We start from the raw sequence: 17,066 nt of genomic DNA, 5'->3' as shown, positions 1-17,066 counted from the left end.
CCCGGGCCTAGGGTTGCGACAGTCGAATATAGGTCGTGGGTGCCGGTGTAGTGCCCGGGTTTGTCCCGGCACGCTTCATTGGTTAGGAATAACGGGTCTTTCGCGGGAGGGAGCTATGTCGCAGACGAGGACGAGACCGGGTCCGCCCGTGGTCCTGCTCGTGGGGGGGACGGACCCCAGCGGCGGGGCCGGCCTGGCCGCCGACCTGAAGGCGGTCGCCGCCGCAGGCGCCCACGGCGAGATCGCCGTCACTGCAGTCACATTCCAGAACAGCGGCTCGGTGGAGGGCTGGGAGCCGGTTTCACCCGGCTCGCTGTCGCGGCAGATCGGGGCCGTCCTCGCGGACGGCTTGCCCGGAGCCGTGAAGTCGGGCATGCTCGGAGGCGCCGGGGCGGTGAGCGAGCTGGCCTCGTTCCTGCAGGGACCCCTGGCCGGGAGACCCTACGTGCTCGATCCGGTGCTGGTCGCAGGTTCCGGCGACTCTCTCCACGAGGGGGGAATGCCGGGCCTCGTGCGGGATGCTCTCGTCCCGCTCTCGGCGGTCTGTACGCCCAACCTGGACGAAGCCGAGGCACTGACCGGCCGCCCCGTGCGAGACAGGGCCGCGATGGAGCGCGCGGCGGACGAGATCGCATCCATGGGCGCCGGGGCCGTGCTAGTGAAGGGCGGCCATCTCGCGGGCGAACCCGCCGACTTCCTTCTCGAACGCGGCGAAGGCCTCTGGTTCGAGGGCCGCAGGACATACCCGGGAAAGCTCCACGGCACGGGCTGCACCCTGGCCTCGGGCATAGCGGCCAGGCTGGCATCGGGTTGTTCCACAGCCGGGGCGGTCGGGGGCTCTCTCCATTACCTCATGCAGGCGGCCGGCTCCTGGTTCGAGAGGGCCAACGGAGTCCTCCTGGGGCATTTCCCGGCGGCCGGGCCCGCCGGAGCAGGCGATTCCACCGCTTTCTACTCGATTCCACGCTTCTGCAGCAGATGCGGCATGCCTCTTTCCGGCGCCCCGTCATCCGGCCACCTGTCGTGTCGGTCGTGCGGCTTCATCCATTACCGGAACCCGCTCCCGGCCGTTACGGTGGCCGCGGTCGAGGGCGGCCGGGTCATGCTCGTCGAGCGGGCATGCAACCCGGGGAAGGGCTTGCACTGCCTGCCCGGCGGATTCCTCGAGCTCGGGGAAACCGCAGCGGAGTGCGCCAGCCGCGAGCTGTTCGAGGAGACGGGCCTTTCGGCCTCCTCGATGGTCCTCGCCGGGGTCGAGACCGACCTGACCGAGTACGGCGGGATAATGCTCGCGGTCATGCGGGCTTCCGGCCTCTCGGGCACCCCCGTACCGGGCGACGATGCATCCGCGGTGGGCTGGTTCCCGCTGGATTCGATCCCCGCGCTGGCCTTCGGCGCCCATGCCAGGATCATCGAGTCGCTCCGCGGAAGGGAGGCGTGATGATGATCACTGCGACCCTCGTCGCCCTCGCCGCTCCGGCCGCCCCGCAGTGGGCGGCCGCGCAAGCGCCTCCGGCCTGGGAGGTCGTGGAGGGAACCGGTGGATACATGTCGGCCTGCGCGCTCGGTGACGGATTCCTCTGCCTGACCTGGGGCGGAGGGGCGGTCTGGCTCGTCAGGCCCGGCGAGGATGCCTCCGTGCTGGCCTCCACCGAAACGGACGGCGTGGAGCGCCTGTCCGAACCGTCGCCGGGAGGCGGGCTCGCGGGATTCGTGATCTCGGACCCACGGGGAGACAGCGTATGCATAGTCGACTCGACGGGAAACGTGGTCTCGGGCTGGGCGGGCGGATCGGCCGGGCGACCGGCATGGACGGCCGACGGGAGGCCATTCTCGACGGTAGACGGCTTCCTGGCGGAGGGCGGCTCGGCCGCGGCGGTAGAATCGGACGCTTATGCGATTGCGCCATCACCGGGCGGTTCTATGGCCGCCTGGGCCGACGGCGACACCCTCGTTACAGCCCTGGTTTCAGATTGTTCAGATGTGTCGGTAAGTTCAATCGCTCTAACGGCTTCACCAATTCGCACGGTCTGGATCGACGGATCGTCTCCGATCGTCTTGCTTGTCGACGGTACGATGCGGAGAGTGTCACTCGAGGAAGGCACTACAGAAGTCTTCGCATCGGGTGACGGGCTGGCGTGGAACTTCGGTCTGGGGGCGGGCCTCGTCACTGATTCGAGGGACGACGGCCACATGCTCCTGGGGTCCGACTCGTACCTGGTGATGCGCGGCGGGAGCATCCGGAAGGTCGCGTCACCGCCGGGCACGGCTCCGATGTCGCCCGAGCCCGCCCCCTGGGGCTTCACGGCCGTCGACGGCCTGACCGGCGCCGTGTTGCTGCTTCGCCTGTGATCGGGGTCAGACTACCCTCGGAACCGCCCTTGCATACTCATGTGGCCCTGCCATTTACAACCATAGTCATTTTACAGGTTATCCCGTGAAGAAAAGTGCACTTCGTGGATTTTCTCCAGAATGGCATCTCCAGCAGGCCTCAATAAAGGAAACCTGGTCAGATCGCTCGAGAAAGCCGATCCATCCAGTGTTTCGTTAGTAGCCTGACCCCGGGTACTCGGGTACCGGGTACTGACCTCGGGTATCGGGCACCCGGGCAGACCCCGGGCACCCGGGAACTGCATTGATCAAATAAACCAAAGTGTATTTGGGTATTGATCGCATCATTATTGCACCCGTAGAACCGGACAAGACGTTTGTTCGTTGACAAGCAATGATTTACCGCTGCATCTGAAGCATCTAAAACCAGGAATCGCCCGCCGCTCCAGCCCCCTAGGTGGCGGGAAGGGTGACCGTGAAGGTGGCGCCGGCGCCGGGGGTGGATTCCACCTCGACCCTTCCGCCGTGCTGCTTGAGGATGGAGGCGGTGACCGCCAGGCCGAGGCCCGTGCCGCGCGCCTTGGTCGAGAAGTAGGGGTCGAAGACCCTCTCGATCACGTCGTTCCGGATGCCCGGCCCGGTATCCCGGATGGAGACCTTCACCTCGCGGTCGCCGCTCCTGGCGACCGCATTCCAGAGCCTGATCTCCAGGCTCCCCGAGCCGTTCATGGCCTCCCGGGCGTTCACGATGAAGTTGCTGAAGGCCTGGACCATCTGGCCCTCGTCGGCCTCGACGGCCCAGAGGCCGGGTGCGGGGGAGACCGAGAGCGAGATGCCCGATCCGCTCAGCACGAGCCTCGCCGTGCTCTCGAGCATCGCGCCGAGGTCGACCCGCCAGCGCTCGGAGACGGAAGTGCCCCGCGAAAGCATCTCGAGCTGCTTCAGCATGAGGAGGGCCTTGTCGCAGGCCTCCAGGGCGCTCTTCAGATAGCCGGCCGTCTCGCCCGTTCCCGGTTCGGAGGTCATCCCGAGGTCGATGTTCCCCGTGACCGCGGACATGATGTTCTTGAAGTCGTGCGCGATCCCGCCGGCCATGAGGGAGAGCGACTCCTGCTTCTGGGCGTTCAGCAGCTCCGCCTCCATCCTGCGCTCCTCGGTGACATTCCGCAGGATGCAGACGACGGAATCGTTCTCGAACGGGGCGAGCCTGCACTCGTACACGCCGGAAACCGGCCCCGAAGGGAAGGTGATCTCGACAGTCTCGACCGAACGAAGCCTGAGGCATCTCGAGAGGGCCTCCCTGCCCCGGGCGAGATCCTCCGCCGGGAGCCCGACCTCCTCGAGTGACCCGCCCTCCATCCGCTCTCGCACGAGCTGGGCGGCGGCGGACGAGCCGGCCTTGAACTCGAGGATGCGGCCATCGTGCGAAATGACGAGGACGCTCTCGGGGATGGCCGATAGAATGGCCTCGTTGCGCATCTCGGAGCTGAGCAGCCTCTCTTCTATCCTCGCCCTCTCGGTGACGTCGGTGGCTATTCCGCCGAGGAGCAGATTCCCCTCGTGGTCGGGCCCGATGGGGAACGAGTGGAACAGCAGCCTCCTGACGCCCTTCGACCCAATGCGCACATCGAGCTCCGTCAGCACCGGCCGCCTGCTGCGCAGCGCCTCGTCGTCGCTGCGCCCTATGACCGAAGCCTGCTCTGCCGGCCATATGTCGCCCCAGTCCATCCCCTCCCAGTCCTCGCGCGCTCCCAGGAGGTCGCGCCTGAAGCCGTCGTTGGCGTAGACTAGCTTCCCGTCAGGCTTTCTGATGTAGGAGTATCCTGGCAGATACCTCGCGAACAGGTCGAAGCGCGATCTGCTCTGCCTCAGATCGGCGGAGGCCTTCTCGAGCTCGTCGAGCGTGCCGTCCAGAGTGGAGGCGAGGAGGCCCAGCTCGTCGGAGCCTCCGATCCCCGACCGCATGGCGGGGTCGCCGCTCTCGCCGATCTCGGCGATCCTGCGGGTGAGCCTCCTGAGGGGGGCCATGACAACTCCCTGGAACAGCAGGATGGTCACGGCCACGAAGAAGACCCCCGACAGCAGGACCATGAGCATCACCGTGTCGGCGGAATCCCGGCCGAGCCCGTAGATCTCCCTGGGGGATCCGATCTTGAGGATGACGTCGAGCCCCGGTCCCTCCCCCAGTGTGGCATAGACGACGGCGCTGTCGGGACCGGTTCGGATGATCATCTCGCCGGGGCCCTCTCCGGACAGCCCGTGCGGCCCGGCCTCCGGGGCGAGGACATCCGTGGTGTTCCCAGGGATGAGGTTCAGGCGACCGATGGCCGCCCCGTCCAGCCTGTCGACGAAGAGCACCATCCCCGTGGGCTCGCCCGACCCCGGAGAGGGTCTGACCTCGCATGTCCCGATGATCCACGCCGACCTGCCGGCGAAGAGGATGCCGCCCCTGGTGTCGCCTCCGTCACGCGGCACCGAGAACTCCGACCTGGAGATCTCCGCCGTCAGCCCGGCAGGGAAGGGGGCCGATGCCGATCCCTCCACCAGACCCGAGGCGAAGGCGAGACCGCCCGACGGATCGTATACTGCTATCGCCTCGAGCCCGTCGCATGCCCACGAGGATGACTCGACGAGCCTCCACGCTATGTCGACGTTGCGCGTATCGAGGAACTCGGCCACCTCCGGCAGGAGGGCCGCCTCGACCGCGGGCGACACCACCGCCCCGATCATGTCCATGGCCTGGCGCCTGGTTTCGACCGCGGTCCTGGTGAGCTGATCGTCCTCCAGGTCTTCGAAGGTCCCGAGGAAGACGAGCCGGAATGTGAAAGCAGTGACGGCCGCGACCACCAGCAGGGAGAAGGCCAGCGCGAGGAACAGCCTGGCCCCGAGGGTCACTCCCGCCTGCCCCTGTGCCCGCCCGCGCCTCCTGCGTCGTCCTCCATCCTCGACCTGAGAAGCCTCCTGACGGTGGAGCTGAGCTCCTCGAGGTTGAAGGGCTTCCGGAGCGCCGCCTTGAACCCGTGCACCGCGAATTCCGACAGCACTGAATCGGAGGAGTAGCCGCTCGAGACTATGGCCTTCACGTCGCCGAACTTCGCCCTGGCCCGCGCGAGCGTCTCGAGACCGCCGATCCCGCCGGGCACCACGAGGTCCAGGATCAGGATGTCGAACGGCCTGCCCGTCCTCTGCGCCTCGGCGATCCGGTAGAGCGCGGCCCCGCCGTCCGTAGCGGTCTCGACCGAGTAGTCGAGGGTCTCGAGCATCTCCTTGATCGTCTCGAGCACCTGGAGGTCGTCGTCCATGACGAGTATCCTGGCGTTGCCGCCGAGGGGCGTGTAGGGGAGCGGATCGCCGGAGTCGACGGTGTCGCGCGCCGCTGGGATCTGGAGCAGGAACCTGCCTCCGGGACCGGGGAGGGCCTCGAGCCAGCCGCCGTGCTTGACCGCGATCGAATGGCACATGGACAGCCCGAGCCCGGGCGAGTCCTCCTTGGTGGTGAAGTACGGCTCGAAGACCTTCTTCAGCAGGTCTTCCCTGATCCCGGGGCCGGAGTCGCAGAACTCCATCGTCACGTAATGCCCGGGCTGGAGCCCCGCTCCCTGCGGGTCGATGGAGTTGTACGCCTTCACCTCGAACCAGCCGAAGCCGGCGATCGCCTCGATCGCGTTCGTGGCCAGGTTCCTGAAGAGCTGCGACATCTGGTCCTCGTCGGCGTCGATCAGCCAGGTGCCGGGCCTGACGTCGATGCGGAGCGTCACTCCGATGCCCCGGAAGAGCGGGTCGAGTGCCTCGTGCGCGAGGTCGCCCACGGTCACGGGCTTGAAGTAGGGCGAGCCGCCGGTGGAGAAGGTGAGCAGCTTCCTCGCCAGGTCGCCTGCCCTGGTGCACGAGTCGAGCGCCCGCTCGAGGCTCTTGAGCACCGTGGGGGACGGGACCGGGATGTCGGCCATCGCGAGCTCGATGCTGCCGATGGTCGTGGAGAGTCGGTTGTTGAAGTCGTGAGCTATCCCGCCGGCGAGGAGCCCGAGAGATTCGAGCCTCTGGAGCCTGGCGGCGGCCTCCTCGGCCTTCATCCTCTGGGTGACGTCGCGTGCGACGACGAGGACCGTGTCGGGACCGAACGAGACCACCCGTATGTCGTAGTACATGGTTGCATCGGTGCCCCTGACCCCGAGCGACATGCTCTCCACAGTGCCCTCTTCGAGCACCTTCGCCACCAGGGCGAGGAGGTCGGCATGCTCGGCTCCTACGAGCTCGAGTTCGGTCAGGCGCATGCCCTCGAGCCTCTCGACGGGGAGCGGGGGCTCGAAGCCGTAGCCCTGCTTGACCGAGAGGATCGTGCCGTCCCTCCGGAGCGTCACCATGAAGTCGGGTATCATCCTGATCAGCGTCGCGTTGTTCTGTTCGCTCCGCCTGAGGACGTTCGTCATGGTCTCGAGCTTCTCGAGGACAGGGCCGATGGCCATCCCGATGCTGGACAGCTCGTCCGTCCTGGCGCTCCCGGAGACATCAGCCGCGGCTCCGGACTCCCTTATCTGCCCGAGGAAGCCCCTGAGCCTCCTCACTACCAGGAGCTGCAGGACCAGGAGCGTGACTGCGGCGAATACGACGCCCCCCGCGACGTTGATCAGGACGAAGCGGTCGAGGATTACCCCGGCCTCGGAGAAGAGGTCCCTGTCCAGCGCGGAGCCGAGGACGAAGATGCTGCCGTCCAGGCCCGGATACGGCGCCGAGACTGCCAGAGTGTCCCCGCCGCGCAGGGTGAAGGCCGTATCCTGCGCGGCGCCCTGCGGGGGTTCGGAGATCCATGCGAACAGGGCCGGCCCGGCGGGGATGACCGCCATGCCCGCCGAATCCGGAAGAAGGCGGACGAAGGCCAGTGAGCCGGATCTGGGTCCGGTCGCCTCTGTCGTGAGTATGCTCCGGATCGAGGCGAGGGCGGTCCTGTCCCCGACCAGCATCAGGCCCGAACGCTCGCCGGCATCGGCGGCCAGGAGCGAGAGGACTCCGCCCTTGCGCCAGGCGTCCTCCATCGCGGGATCGGAGTAGACGAGCTCGTCTCCGGATGACCCGATGGCCAGAACCGGCGTGCCCGACGTGTCGAAGAAGACCATCTGGTCGAGGGCGAGGCGTCCGAAGGTCTCGGGCCGGATCTCCTGTTCCACGAAGGTGCTGTCGAGGCCGAGCAGGAAACGGTGCGGCTTGTCCCATCGCGCCCAGTCGGCATTCGAGTTCTCGAGGCCCTCGATCTCGGTCGAGAGGAGTTCGGCAACCCCTTCGAGGTCCTTCATGGCCTCCTCCCGCTCGAGCCTTTCGAACTCGGGGCGGAAGACGAGATAGGATACGAGTGCCGCGGTCCCGGAGAGCACGAGCAGCGTCCCCCCCAGGAAGACAATCGTCTGGCTGCGGAGCCTCATACGACCGTCTGCCGCCCTTCGATGCGGATACGGGACGGATATACCAACAGGTCAGGCCCCGGACAACACCCCGATCGTCTCCTCGAGGGATTCGGCGGTGGATGTGCCGAAGAGCCTGATCCCCTCGAACCCCTTCATCAGCCCCTGAAGGACGCTTCCGGGGCCGACCTCCACGAAGGTGTCGTAGCCCTGCCCCACCAGACGGCGCATGGACGCGGCCCAGAGCACCGGCGAGGTGACCTGGCCTATCAGGAGCGATCTCGCCTCGGCGCCGGAGCCCGTGAAATCGGCGGTGACGTTGGCCATGACCGGCATGGCGGGATCTCCGAATGGCACGCGGTCCAGGGCCCGTGCGAGGCCCTCTGCGGCCTCCCTCATCAGCGGGGAGTGCCAGGCCCCCGAGACCTTGAGCGGGATCACCCTCCTCACGCCCGAGGCCCGCGCGGCCAGGGAGGCGGCCTCCACCGCGGCCGTCGACCCCGAGAGGACGATCTGCCCCTCGGAATTGATGTTGGCTATACCGATCGGGCCGGAATCCTGCGCGGCGGCCACTGCAGCGTCGGCCATCTCCCGCGTGGCCCCGATCAGGGCGACCATGCCCCCGGGGTAACTGTCGGCGCACTGCTGCATGAGCACGCCCCTGATCCTCGTGAGCGACAGGGCGTCACCGGGCGACAGGACCCCGGCGGCCACGAGGGCCGGGTACTCGCCGAGGCTGTTGCCGGCGGCCGCGGATGCCTCCACTCCGGCCTCCTCGAGCACGGCGAGTATCGCCAGGCTCACCGCGGTGATGGCAGGCTGCACGTTGTCGGTCCTAGTCAGGAGTTCCTCGGGACCTTCGTTCACCAGGGAGAGGAGCCCCGGAGCGGACGCGAGCTCGTCCAGCCGGGCGAGAAGGGATCCGGCCGCAGGGCGCCCGGCCAGGTGGGACGCCATGCCGACGCGCTGGGAGCCCTGTCCCGGGAAGAGGAAAGCTGTCTTCGCCATCTAGTCTCCTTGCTTCTGTCGGACGGCCCGGTCCGGGCGGCATGCCGTCCGGGCCCCCGGGTTCAGGGGGCCTGATCCACGCCCAGGGCCGCCGCCAGCATGCGCGGACGCGGCCAGTCCGGATCGGCCGCCACCGCCCTGTCGATCATCGAGAGGGCCGACGGGAGATCGCCCCTCGCGGCGAATCCCTCCGCCGCCGAAGTGAGGGCCAGCGAGAGCCATCTCGCGCCCATGGCCCCGGAGCAGATCCCGAGAGCCTCCACCGCCTCGGGGAGCCTCCCGGACCAGTACAGCATCTGGGCCTCCCTGACGGGATCCGCAGCGCCCTCGATCGACAGCAGGAAGGCCGCGCACGGAGCTATCGTCGCCTGCGGGTCTGCCGGAACCCTGCGCCTGATGAACTGGCACGGGGCGTGGTCGTCGGTGTTGATCCCCGCACCTTCTACGGCAGCCAGGATGCCGGGTCCCGAGGCGACGGGCATGAGGTACTCCGGCTCCTCCGGGCTGAAGGCGGCTCCCGTGAGGGCCGAAGCCGCCCTCTCATCCCCGAACATCGCTTCGATATCGAGTTCGAGGGGCTCTGTGGAACCCGCGAGGATCGCATGCCGCCCTCCCGCCAGGTGCACCGCCGAGTAGGGGAAGACCGCGCTCCAGGTCGCGAGGATCCTCCTGAGGTCCTCGACGGGGAGCTGGTGAAGGGGGACCCACTGGGCGGCCACGCCCCCGGGAGTGAGATGGGACAGCATCGAACCGTAGAATTCCGAGGTGTAGAGGACCCAGCTGTCCGATGAGCCGGGGTGCGTGGCGTCGCACACGACCAGATCGTAGAGCGAGCGGCTCGCGGCCAGGTAGTTGCGCCCGTCGTCGCCGACAAGCGTGAACCTCGGATCGAGTTCCGGCCTCCCGTTCTCGGAGGCGAACAGTGGAGACGCCTCGACGACCGAGGGACAGATCTCGACGCAGGTCAGGGACTCGACGGGATGGCACAGCAGCGAGCCCGAAGTGATGCCCCCGCCCAGTGCGATGACCAGCACGTCGCGGGCCTCCGGATCGTAGCCCCACGGGAGGTTCCCCAGGAGCAGGAAGGCCTCGAGCGATGCCTGGTCGATGGGCACCTCCTCGACGCCGTTGATCCTGAGGCTCCGATATCCGTCCCAGCTCCGCGAGAACACGCTGACCGTGGCGGCCCTGTCCTCGTCGAAGAATGCCAGCGAGAGGTCCTCCCCGGGTGCGCGCGAACCCGGCGGCGGCAGGAGCAGGGCCGAAGCGGCTGCCGGCAGCACCAGCGCCGAGGCGGCCAGGGCCTGCACTGTTCTTCCCCGAGGCATTGCGGAAGCCCCGATGACAGCGGCCAGAAGAGCCAGGATGCCGGTGCCCGGTGTCGGGCCGGCGGCTTCGAGGAGCAGCAGCGAGGCGAAGAGCGGACCCGCGGCCGCGCCGAGGCAGTTGGCCATCGAAAGGGAACCGACGTCCCTCCCCAGGCGGTCGGGCCGGGCGGCGGCCCTGACCATCAGCGGGAACGTGGCGCCCATGCAGATGGATGCGGGGATCATGGACGCGCAGGCGATGACCGTGCGGAGGAAGCCGGGCTGTCCTGCCAGCAGTGCGGAGGTTTCCTGCTGGAGCGATGCGGCAGCGAGCGGCAGGGCTCCGAGGAGGCCCTCGAGCGCGACGGCGAAACCGAAAAGCCCGTTCGCGTCGCCCGGCAGCCTGCGCCCGATCCAGCTCCCGGCGCCCATCCCCACGAGGGCCGAGGCGCCCATGGCCGAGAATGCGTAGGTGCTGTTCCCGAGTATGAACGTGAGCTGCCGCGACCAGACCGCCTCGAGGGAGAGGGCCAGCAGTCCGCTGGCGGCGTAGAGGACGAGGTGGCGGGCGCGGGGTCCGCCTCCGCCGTTGTCCCTCGCCACCACAGGCATGCTGGGGCCGGCCGACGCGGCCAGGGCCAGCCCGGAGACGAGCATCAGGCCCGAGGACGAGACGAGCGAAGCAGTGGCTCCGAGATGCTCCAGGAGGAGGAATCCGGTCAGGATGCCGCCGGCCGCAGATCCGAGAGTGTTGAGGGCGTAGAGCCCGGCTATGCCGGAGACGGCCCTGCCGTCCTCGGAGAGCCTCGCCATGAGCGGGATTAGCCCGCCGCCGAGGAACGCGGGAGGGATGACGAGGGCGAATGCCACCAGGGCCCTCACCACCGGCATCGGCAGCCCGGATGAGGCCAGGGCGGGATAAGCCCCTGCCGCGGCTCCGGCCAGGAGGGCGGGCATGAGGAATGCCGGAACGCAGGACAGGGCGAGGAGACCAAGCGCCCTCCGGGGGTTCCCGGACCCGTCCCCCGCGCGTCCGAACACGGCCCCGCCGGCGGCGAGGCCTGCCATCACCGCCGAGAGAACGATCATCGAGGAGTCGGCGCTCCCGCCGGCGACGGTCAGGAGCGTCCTGTTCCAGACCACCTCGGCCGACATCAGCGCGAGACCGGTGGAGAAGGCGAAGATCCCCTTCCCGGACCTTCTCATCGTTCGTATCCCGCGGCGCGGTCGGGTCCCGGCCCGGCCGCCCTCATCGCCGGAACACTCCCGTCCCGACTCCTCCTCACTGGTTGTAGCCCAGGGCCCGCACAGGCTCGAGCCTTGCCGCCCTCATCGCGGGGAACACCCCGGCCCCGACGCCCACCATCGCGCTGACGAGCACTGCCACTACCACGCTCCAGGCTTCGAGCCCGGCGGGGATGGGGGTCAGGGCCGAGACGCCCAGCGCGAGGAGAGAGCCGGCCATGATGCCGAGGATCCCTCCGACCAGCCCGAGTATGACGGATTCGGTCAGGAACTGGATCAGGATCTGTGCGCTCTTCGCACCAAGGGCCTTGCGGAGGCCGATCTCCCGGGTCCGCTCGGTGACGCTCACCAGCATGATGTTGGCTATGCCGATGGAGCCCACGATCAGCGCGATGGCGGAAATGGCCAGCATCGCGGCATAGATTCCTGCGGAGATGTTGGCGTAGGTCTCCAGGAGCTGGTCGGCCGTGACGAGCTCGAAATCGTTGTCCTCGTCGAGGGAGAGCCCGCGGAGGCGCCTCATGCAGGCCTCGATGCGCTCGAGCATCCTGTCCATGTCGGCCCCGGATTCGATCTCGACCGCGAGCGACAGATGGTCACGGGGGTCGGCCCAGTTCCCGAACACGGTGTACGGTATGAAGATGATATTGTCGCGGGTCTCGCCCATCACCTCGCCGAAGCTCTCCATCACGCCCAGGACGGCCATGCGCCTGCCCCCGACGTCCATGATCGACCCGGTGGGATCCGCGGAGCCGTAGATCCGCTCGGCCACGTCGGCCCCGAGCACGCAGACGTCACGGCGGGAGTCGACCTCGTATTCCGTGAAGAACCTGCCCATGACGGTGCTCTTGTGGCTGACCAGCGGATAGTCCTGGGTGGTACCGGTCAGGGCTACGGCTATCTCCATGCCGTCCGGAGCCTTGAGCAGGATGAAATAGTCGGTCTCCGGAACTGCGGCGGCGACCCCCTCGAGCTGCATGAGCGCTTCCACGTCCTCGAACCTGAAGTCCTGCCTGCGCCAGTACTCCCTCGAGCCGCCCATCATGACGCCCGGCGTCTTCTGGATGTAGACAGTGCTCGCCCCGAGCCCGCCCAGGGCTTCGGTGACCTGCCTGTTCAGCCCCTGCACGAGGCTGGCCACCCCTGTCACCGTCATTACCCCGATGACGATGCCCGTCGTGGTCAGCACGCTGCGCATCCTGTTGGCCCAGAGCGTGCGCAGCGCGGATACGACGTTCTCCATCTCGAGCTTGAGCGCGGTCTGGAAGCGGTATGCGCGCCTATTCATACCTGAGGGCCTCCACCGGATCGAGCCCGGCGGCCTTCCAGGACGGATAGATGCCGAAGACTAGACCGACTCCCGAGGAGAACGCTATGGCGAGCAGCGCGGCGAACGGGCTCGCAGACGCAGGTACGGGCGTCAGAGCGTCCGCGGCGGTGACGATCGCGAATCCCGCCAGGAGGCCGAGCACCCCGCCGATGAGGGAGATGACCACCGACTCGACGAGGAACTGACTCACGATGTCGCCCCTGGTGGCGCCGAGCGCCCGCCGGGTCCCGATCTCGCGGGTGCGTTCGGTTACGCTGACGAGCATGATGTTCATGATGCCTATCCCGCCCACGAGGAGCGAGATTGCTGCTATCCCTATGGTCACTATGGCCGCGCCGCCCATTATCTGATTCATCGAATCGAGCATGGCCTGCTGGTTCGTGATGTAAAAGTTGTCCTCCCCGTCCCAGGGGATGCCCCTGAGCCTCCTGAGGATCTGCCTGGCCTCCTCCTGGCTCTCCTCCTGGGAGACATCGGCCCTGGGAAGGACCGCTATCTCGACGTCACGGCCCGGGGTGGCGAAAAGGCTCACGAACGTGGAGAAGGGGATGGCGGCGTAGTCGTCGAGGGCCTGGCCGAAAATGCTCCCCAGTGGCTCGGCTATGCCGATCACGGTGAACCGCTCGCCGCCTATCGAGACGTCTGAACCTATCAGGGACGGGGGCGTCCCGAGCGAGTCGGCCAGGGAGGAGCCGAGGATGCAGACCCTGGCCCGGTTCCCGTCTTCCGCCTCGGTGAAGAACCGGCCCGTCGCGATCGTGGTCCCACCGACGTCGAGCTCGGTGGGGGCGAGGCCCCTGATCCATATCCCCTCGGCGGTCCGCCCGCCGTTGGACACGGAACGGGACGTACCAACCCTCCAGGTCACGCCCTCGGCGGTAGTCATCATCTCCGAGAGCCGCTCGGCATCGTCCGCGGTCAGGCGCGGCCAGGTCCTCGACCGGAGCCATGACTCCATGTCGTCGAAACCGCTGTTGAAGCGGCTGATCTCGAAGACGCGGGCGCCCACGACGGTGTCGAACTGCTCGCCGACGTAGTTCGAGAGCCCCGTGACCAGGCCCACCAGCGACACGACCGACGTTACGCCGACCATGACGCCGAGCGACGTCAGGGCGCTGCGCAGCCTGTTGTTCCGGAGCGAGCCCAGAGCGCTCGCTGCCGCCTCGGGTAGCATCATGCCCGCCATGTCAGCTGCGCGTATCGCTCTCTATGAGGCCGTCCTTGATGCGCACCACCCTGCCGGCCTCCCTGGCGATCTCGGGGTCGTGGGTTACGAGGAGGATCGTGTTGCCCTCGGAATGGATGCTGTGGAACATCTCCATGATGACGCGCCCGGTCCTGCTGTCCAGGTTGCCCGTCGGCTCGTCGGCGAGGAGAAGGGCGGGGCGCGTCACGAGGGCCCGCGCTATCGCCACCCTCTGCCTCTCGCCTCCGGAGAGCTGGTTCGGCCTGTGTCCGGCCCTGGACGCGAGCCCCACCTTTTCGAGCATCGCCATGGCCCTCTCGCGCCTCTCGCGCGACTGCACCCTCGCGTACACCAGGGGCAGCTCCACGTTCTGCAGGGCCGACGAGCGGGGCAGCAGGTTGAAGGTCTGGAACACGAAGCCGATGAACCTGTTCCTGACTTCGGCCAGGTCGCCGTCTTCCATCGAGTCCACCGAGCGGTCCATGAGGCTGAAGGTCCCGGAGGTGGGCCTGTCCAGGCAGCCCACGATGTTGAGGAGGGTGCTCTTGCCCGATCCCGAGGCCCCCATGATGCACGAGAACTCGCCCGGGTCGATCCGCAGGTCGACGCCCCGGAGCGCCTCTACCTCGACCTCCCCCATCCGGTAGGACTTCCTGATCCCCCTGGCATCAACGACGGCGGGGCCGGCCACCCTGGCTCTCCGTTCTGATCCTCTCCCCGTCGGCCAGGTCGCGCAGGGCCTCCACCGGCCCGGATACGACGCTGTCGCCGGCGGATATGCCGAGGACCTCGATGTCCATCGCTCCGGAAACGCCGGTGACGACGGGTACTACTTCCACCACGCCGCCCGAAATCCTCAGCACGGCGTCCATCTCGGCCGTGCTGTCGGCGGGGTCGGGCCTGGGGACCACGCACTGCACAGGGACGAAGACGCAGTCGCCGGAGGTGGCGGTGATGATGTCGACGGACGCGGACATCCCGGAACGCAGCCTGGGATCACCGCCGTCGAGCTCGATGGTGACCTCGTACTCGGCCACCTCGCCGGCCATGACCGAGGTCTCGTTCTCGGCGGCGAGCCCGACGCTCGTGACCGTGCCCGCGAAAACGGTATCCTGGAGCGCATCGAGCGTGACCTCGGCGGGCATGCCCTGCCCGACGCTCACGACTTCGCTCTCCACCATCGTCACCCGGACTACGAAGCGCGACATGTCCTCGATCTTGAGCAGGACCGTCCCGGGGTTGTTCATGGTCCCGACCACGGCCATCTCGCCCTCTTCGACATTGAGGGCCGTGACCACGCCGTCGATGGGCGACGAGTACGAAGTCTTCTCGAGAGTCTCCGAGGCGCTCTCGCGGGCCGCACAGGCCTGCTGGAGCCTTGCCTGCGCGGTCTGCCTGGCCTCCAGCGCCTGCATTATCTCCTCGTCGCTGGCCAGCCCGGCTTCACCCAGCGCGAGCATCCTCTCGTACTGCCTCGCGGCCTGGTCGCGTGTGATGTCCGCCGCGTAGACCGCAGCCGAGGCATCGTTCACCGCAGTGACGGCGCTGCTCTGGTCGAGCGTCAGGAGGATCTGCCCGACTCTGACGGTGTCGCCCTCGCTCACGTAGATGCTGTCGATGATGCCCATCTGCTCGGCGCTTATCTCGACGCGCGAGACGCCCTCGAGCCAGCCGCTGCCGCTGGCCTTCTCCTCTAGGCTGCCGCTGTCCGCCACGGCGACCATGACGGGCGTGCCGCCGCCCTTCGGCCTCGCGACGATGGAGATCACGACCGCCAGCACCACTATGCCGGCGATAATCCAGATCGCTCTCCTGGGTCTCTTCCTTTCGGCCATCATCACTCTCCGAGCCTCGGGCTCCTGCCGAGGAGCACCCAGTAATCGACCTCAGCGACGAGGCAAGAAGTCCTCGCCGTCACGAGACCCGCCTCCGCCTGGGAAAGGGCGGCCTGCGCGTCGAGCAGGTCGGTGACAGCCATGTCGCCCAGCTCGTAGCTGAGCTGCGACAGGTCCATCCTGCGCCTGGCGTATTCCAGCGTCATCTCCGCGAGATCGAGATTGTCCGAGGAGGCCAGGAGGTTGTCGTAGGCCGCCCTGACGGACGCGGCTACATCGTCCTCGGCCGACCTGACCTCGGCTTCGGAAGAAAGGCGCCCGGCGCTCGCCGACTGGATGCGGCTCTCCCTCAGCCAGCCGTCGAAGATGGACCACGACAGGTTCAGGCCCACGCTCCAGGAGTCGTTCATGTGGGCGTCCCCGGGTTCGAATTCGTCGTCGCTCCAGCCCCAGGACGCGCTCGCGCCGAGGGAGGGCCAGTAGGCTCTGCGGGCCGAGCTCAGGTCGATCTCGGAGGACTCGAGGGAGAGCCTGGCGGCGTGGAGGTCGGGATTGTCGGAGTAATCGGATGGAAGGCCGAGGATGGCGTCACGGGAGAGAGGAGTCAGCACTGCCGCCGTATCGACCGTGAACGTGGTGTCGCCCGAGAGCCCCGACACCCTTCTCAGCTCGGTCAGGGACTGCGTCATGGACTGTTCGCTCCTGAGGAGGGCCAGTCTGTCGGAGGATTCCTGCATGCGGGCCTCCAGAAGCTCGAGTTCGCGGGCCGCACCAAGCTCGTAGAGCATCTCGATCCTGCTCAGGATCGCCCCGCTGCGCTCCAGGGCGGCGCGCGAGGACTGCACGAGCATCAGCGAACCCACCGTCTCGTAGTAGGCCGCCGCTACCGACCTCTGGAGCAGGAGCACGGCGGATTCGAGCCGGTATGCCGCCTGTTCCCTTCCCAGAGATGCGGAGTGCAGTTCGAGCCAGCTCGAACCGCCCGAACGCAGTATCTCCTGGCTGAGGGTCAGCCCGGCCGTGAAGCGGTCCGATTCCGTCTCCAGGACACCGGCCGGCTCGATCTCCGTCGACGACCAGTTGTGCCCCGCGGATGCGCTGAAGACGAGCTGCGGCAGCAGGGCCGCCCTGGTGCCCGAATAGGCCGCGCCGGCCTGTTCGACCGCCGCTTCCGCCCGGACCACGTCACCCGAGCCGTCCAGGGCCATGGACACCCAGCCGGCAAGGTCCACCGGCCTGCCGGCGAGTGCGCCGGCCGAGGCCAGCATTATAAGGATAGGGTTCATCTGTCCTCCATGACCGGCTCCCCCTCGGCGCACGGGGCGGGGGGTCCGCCGGCGCCTTCCTCCGGAGCCAGGCTGTATCCATACCGTTCTGCGGTGAAGAAGACGTTTCGCTCATGTAATGAAACGTTACGCGCGCTCATGG

General features: G+C 67.7%; 11 protein-coding genes. 2 read left to right on the top strand and 9 right to left on the bottom strand.

Going from position 1 to position 17,066, the window contains the following annotated elements; genetic code table 11:
* Positions 1-115 precede the first annotated feature (115 nt).
* Both QUS11_11440 and QUS11_11435 read left to right on the top strand, forming a co-directional pair.
* Positions 116-1,441, top strand: a complete 1,326-nt coding sequence (locus QUS11_11440) for a bifunctional hydroxymethylpyrimidine kinase/phosphomethylpyrimidine kinase (protein MDM7993910.1) — start codon at positions 116-118, stop codon at positions 1,439-1,441.
* A 2-nt stretch (positions 1,442-1,443) separates the two neighbouring features.
* Positions 1,444-2,352 (top strand): hypothetical protein, encoded by a 909-nt coding sequence (locus tag QUS11_11435; protein MDM7993909.1) that lies wholly within the window; start codon positions 1,444-1,446, stop codon positions 2,350-2,352.
* A 432-nt stretch (positions 2,353-2,784) separates the two neighbouring features.
* Here the strand turns inward: QUS11_11435 and QUS11_11430 are convergent, their stop codons facing one another.
* From QUS11_11430 to QUS11_11390, 9 genes are all read right to left on the bottom strand, one after another.
* The gene (locus QUS11_11430) at positions 2,785-5,226 is read right to left on the bottom strand and encodes an ATP-binding protein (GenBank protein MDM7993908.1); all 2,442 of its coding nucleotides are present in this window, start codon (positions 5,224-5,226) and stop codon (positions 2,785-2,787) included.
* Entirely contained in the window at positions 5,223-7,748 is a 2,526-nt protein-coding gene (locus tag QUS11_11425) for a CHASE4 domain-containing protein (GenBank protein MDM7993907.1), read from the bottom strand. Before QUS11_11425 ends, QUS11_11430 begins: the two co-directional genes overlap by 4 nt.
* Before the next feature lie 51 nt (positions 7,749-7,799).
* Entirely contained in the window at positions 7,800-8,735 is a 936-nt protein-coding gene (locus tag QUS11_11420; GenBank protein MDM7993906.1) for an ACP S-malonyltransferase, read from the bottom strand.
* Between the two features lie 62 nt (positions 8,736-8,797).
* Positions 8,798-11,248 (bottom strand): hypothetical protein, encoded by a 2,451-nt coding sequence (locus QUS11_11415; GenBank protein MDM7993905.1) that lies wholly within the window; start codon positions 11,246-11,248, stop codon positions 8,798-8,800.
* Positions 11,249-11,324: 76 nt separating this feature from the next.
* Positions 11,325-12,575 carry an ABC transporter permease gene (locus QUS11_11410; protein MDM7993904.1) on the bottom strand — a complete coding sequence of 417 codons (1,251 nt, stop codon included), beginning with the start codon at positions 12,573-12,575 and terminating at the stop codon, positions 11,325-11,327.
* Positions 12,568-13,794 (bottom strand): ABC transporter permease, encoded by a 1,227-nt coding sequence (locus QUS11_11405; GenBank protein ID MDM7993903.1) that lies wholly within the window; start codon positions 13,792-13,794, stop codon positions 12,568-12,570. The genes QUS11_11410 and QUS11_11405 overlap by 8 nt, the downstream gene beginning before the upstream one ends.
* Positions 13,795-13,804: 10 nt before the next feature.
* Positions 13,805-14,494: an ABC transporter ATP-binding protein gene (locus tag QUS11_11400; GenBank protein MDM7993902.1), complete on the bottom strand. Its 690-nt coding sequence runs from the start codon at positions 14,492-14,494 to the stop codon at positions 13,805-13,807.
* Positions 14,472-15,638, bottom strand: coding sequence for an efflux RND transporter periplasmic adaptor subunit (locus QUS11_11395; protein MDM7993901.1), 1,167 nt, complete (start codon positions 15,636-15,638; stop codon positions 14,472-14,474). Before QUS11_11395 ends, QUS11_11400 begins: the two co-directional genes overlap by 23 nt.
* Before the next feature lie 2 nt (positions 15,639-15,640).
* Entirely contained in the window at positions 15,641-16,924 is a 1,284-nt protein-coding gene (locus QUS11_11390) for a TolC family protein (protein ID MDM7993900.1), read from the bottom strand.
* Positions 16,925-17,066: the final 142 nt, after the last annotated feature.

This window comes from Candidatus Fermentibacter sp. (genome assembly GCA_030373045.1).
Lineage (GTDB): Bacteria > Fermentibacterota > Fermentibacteria > Fermentibacterales > Fermentibacteraceae > Fermentibacter.
This window is presented reverse-complemented; position numbering and strand designations above follow the sequence as displayed.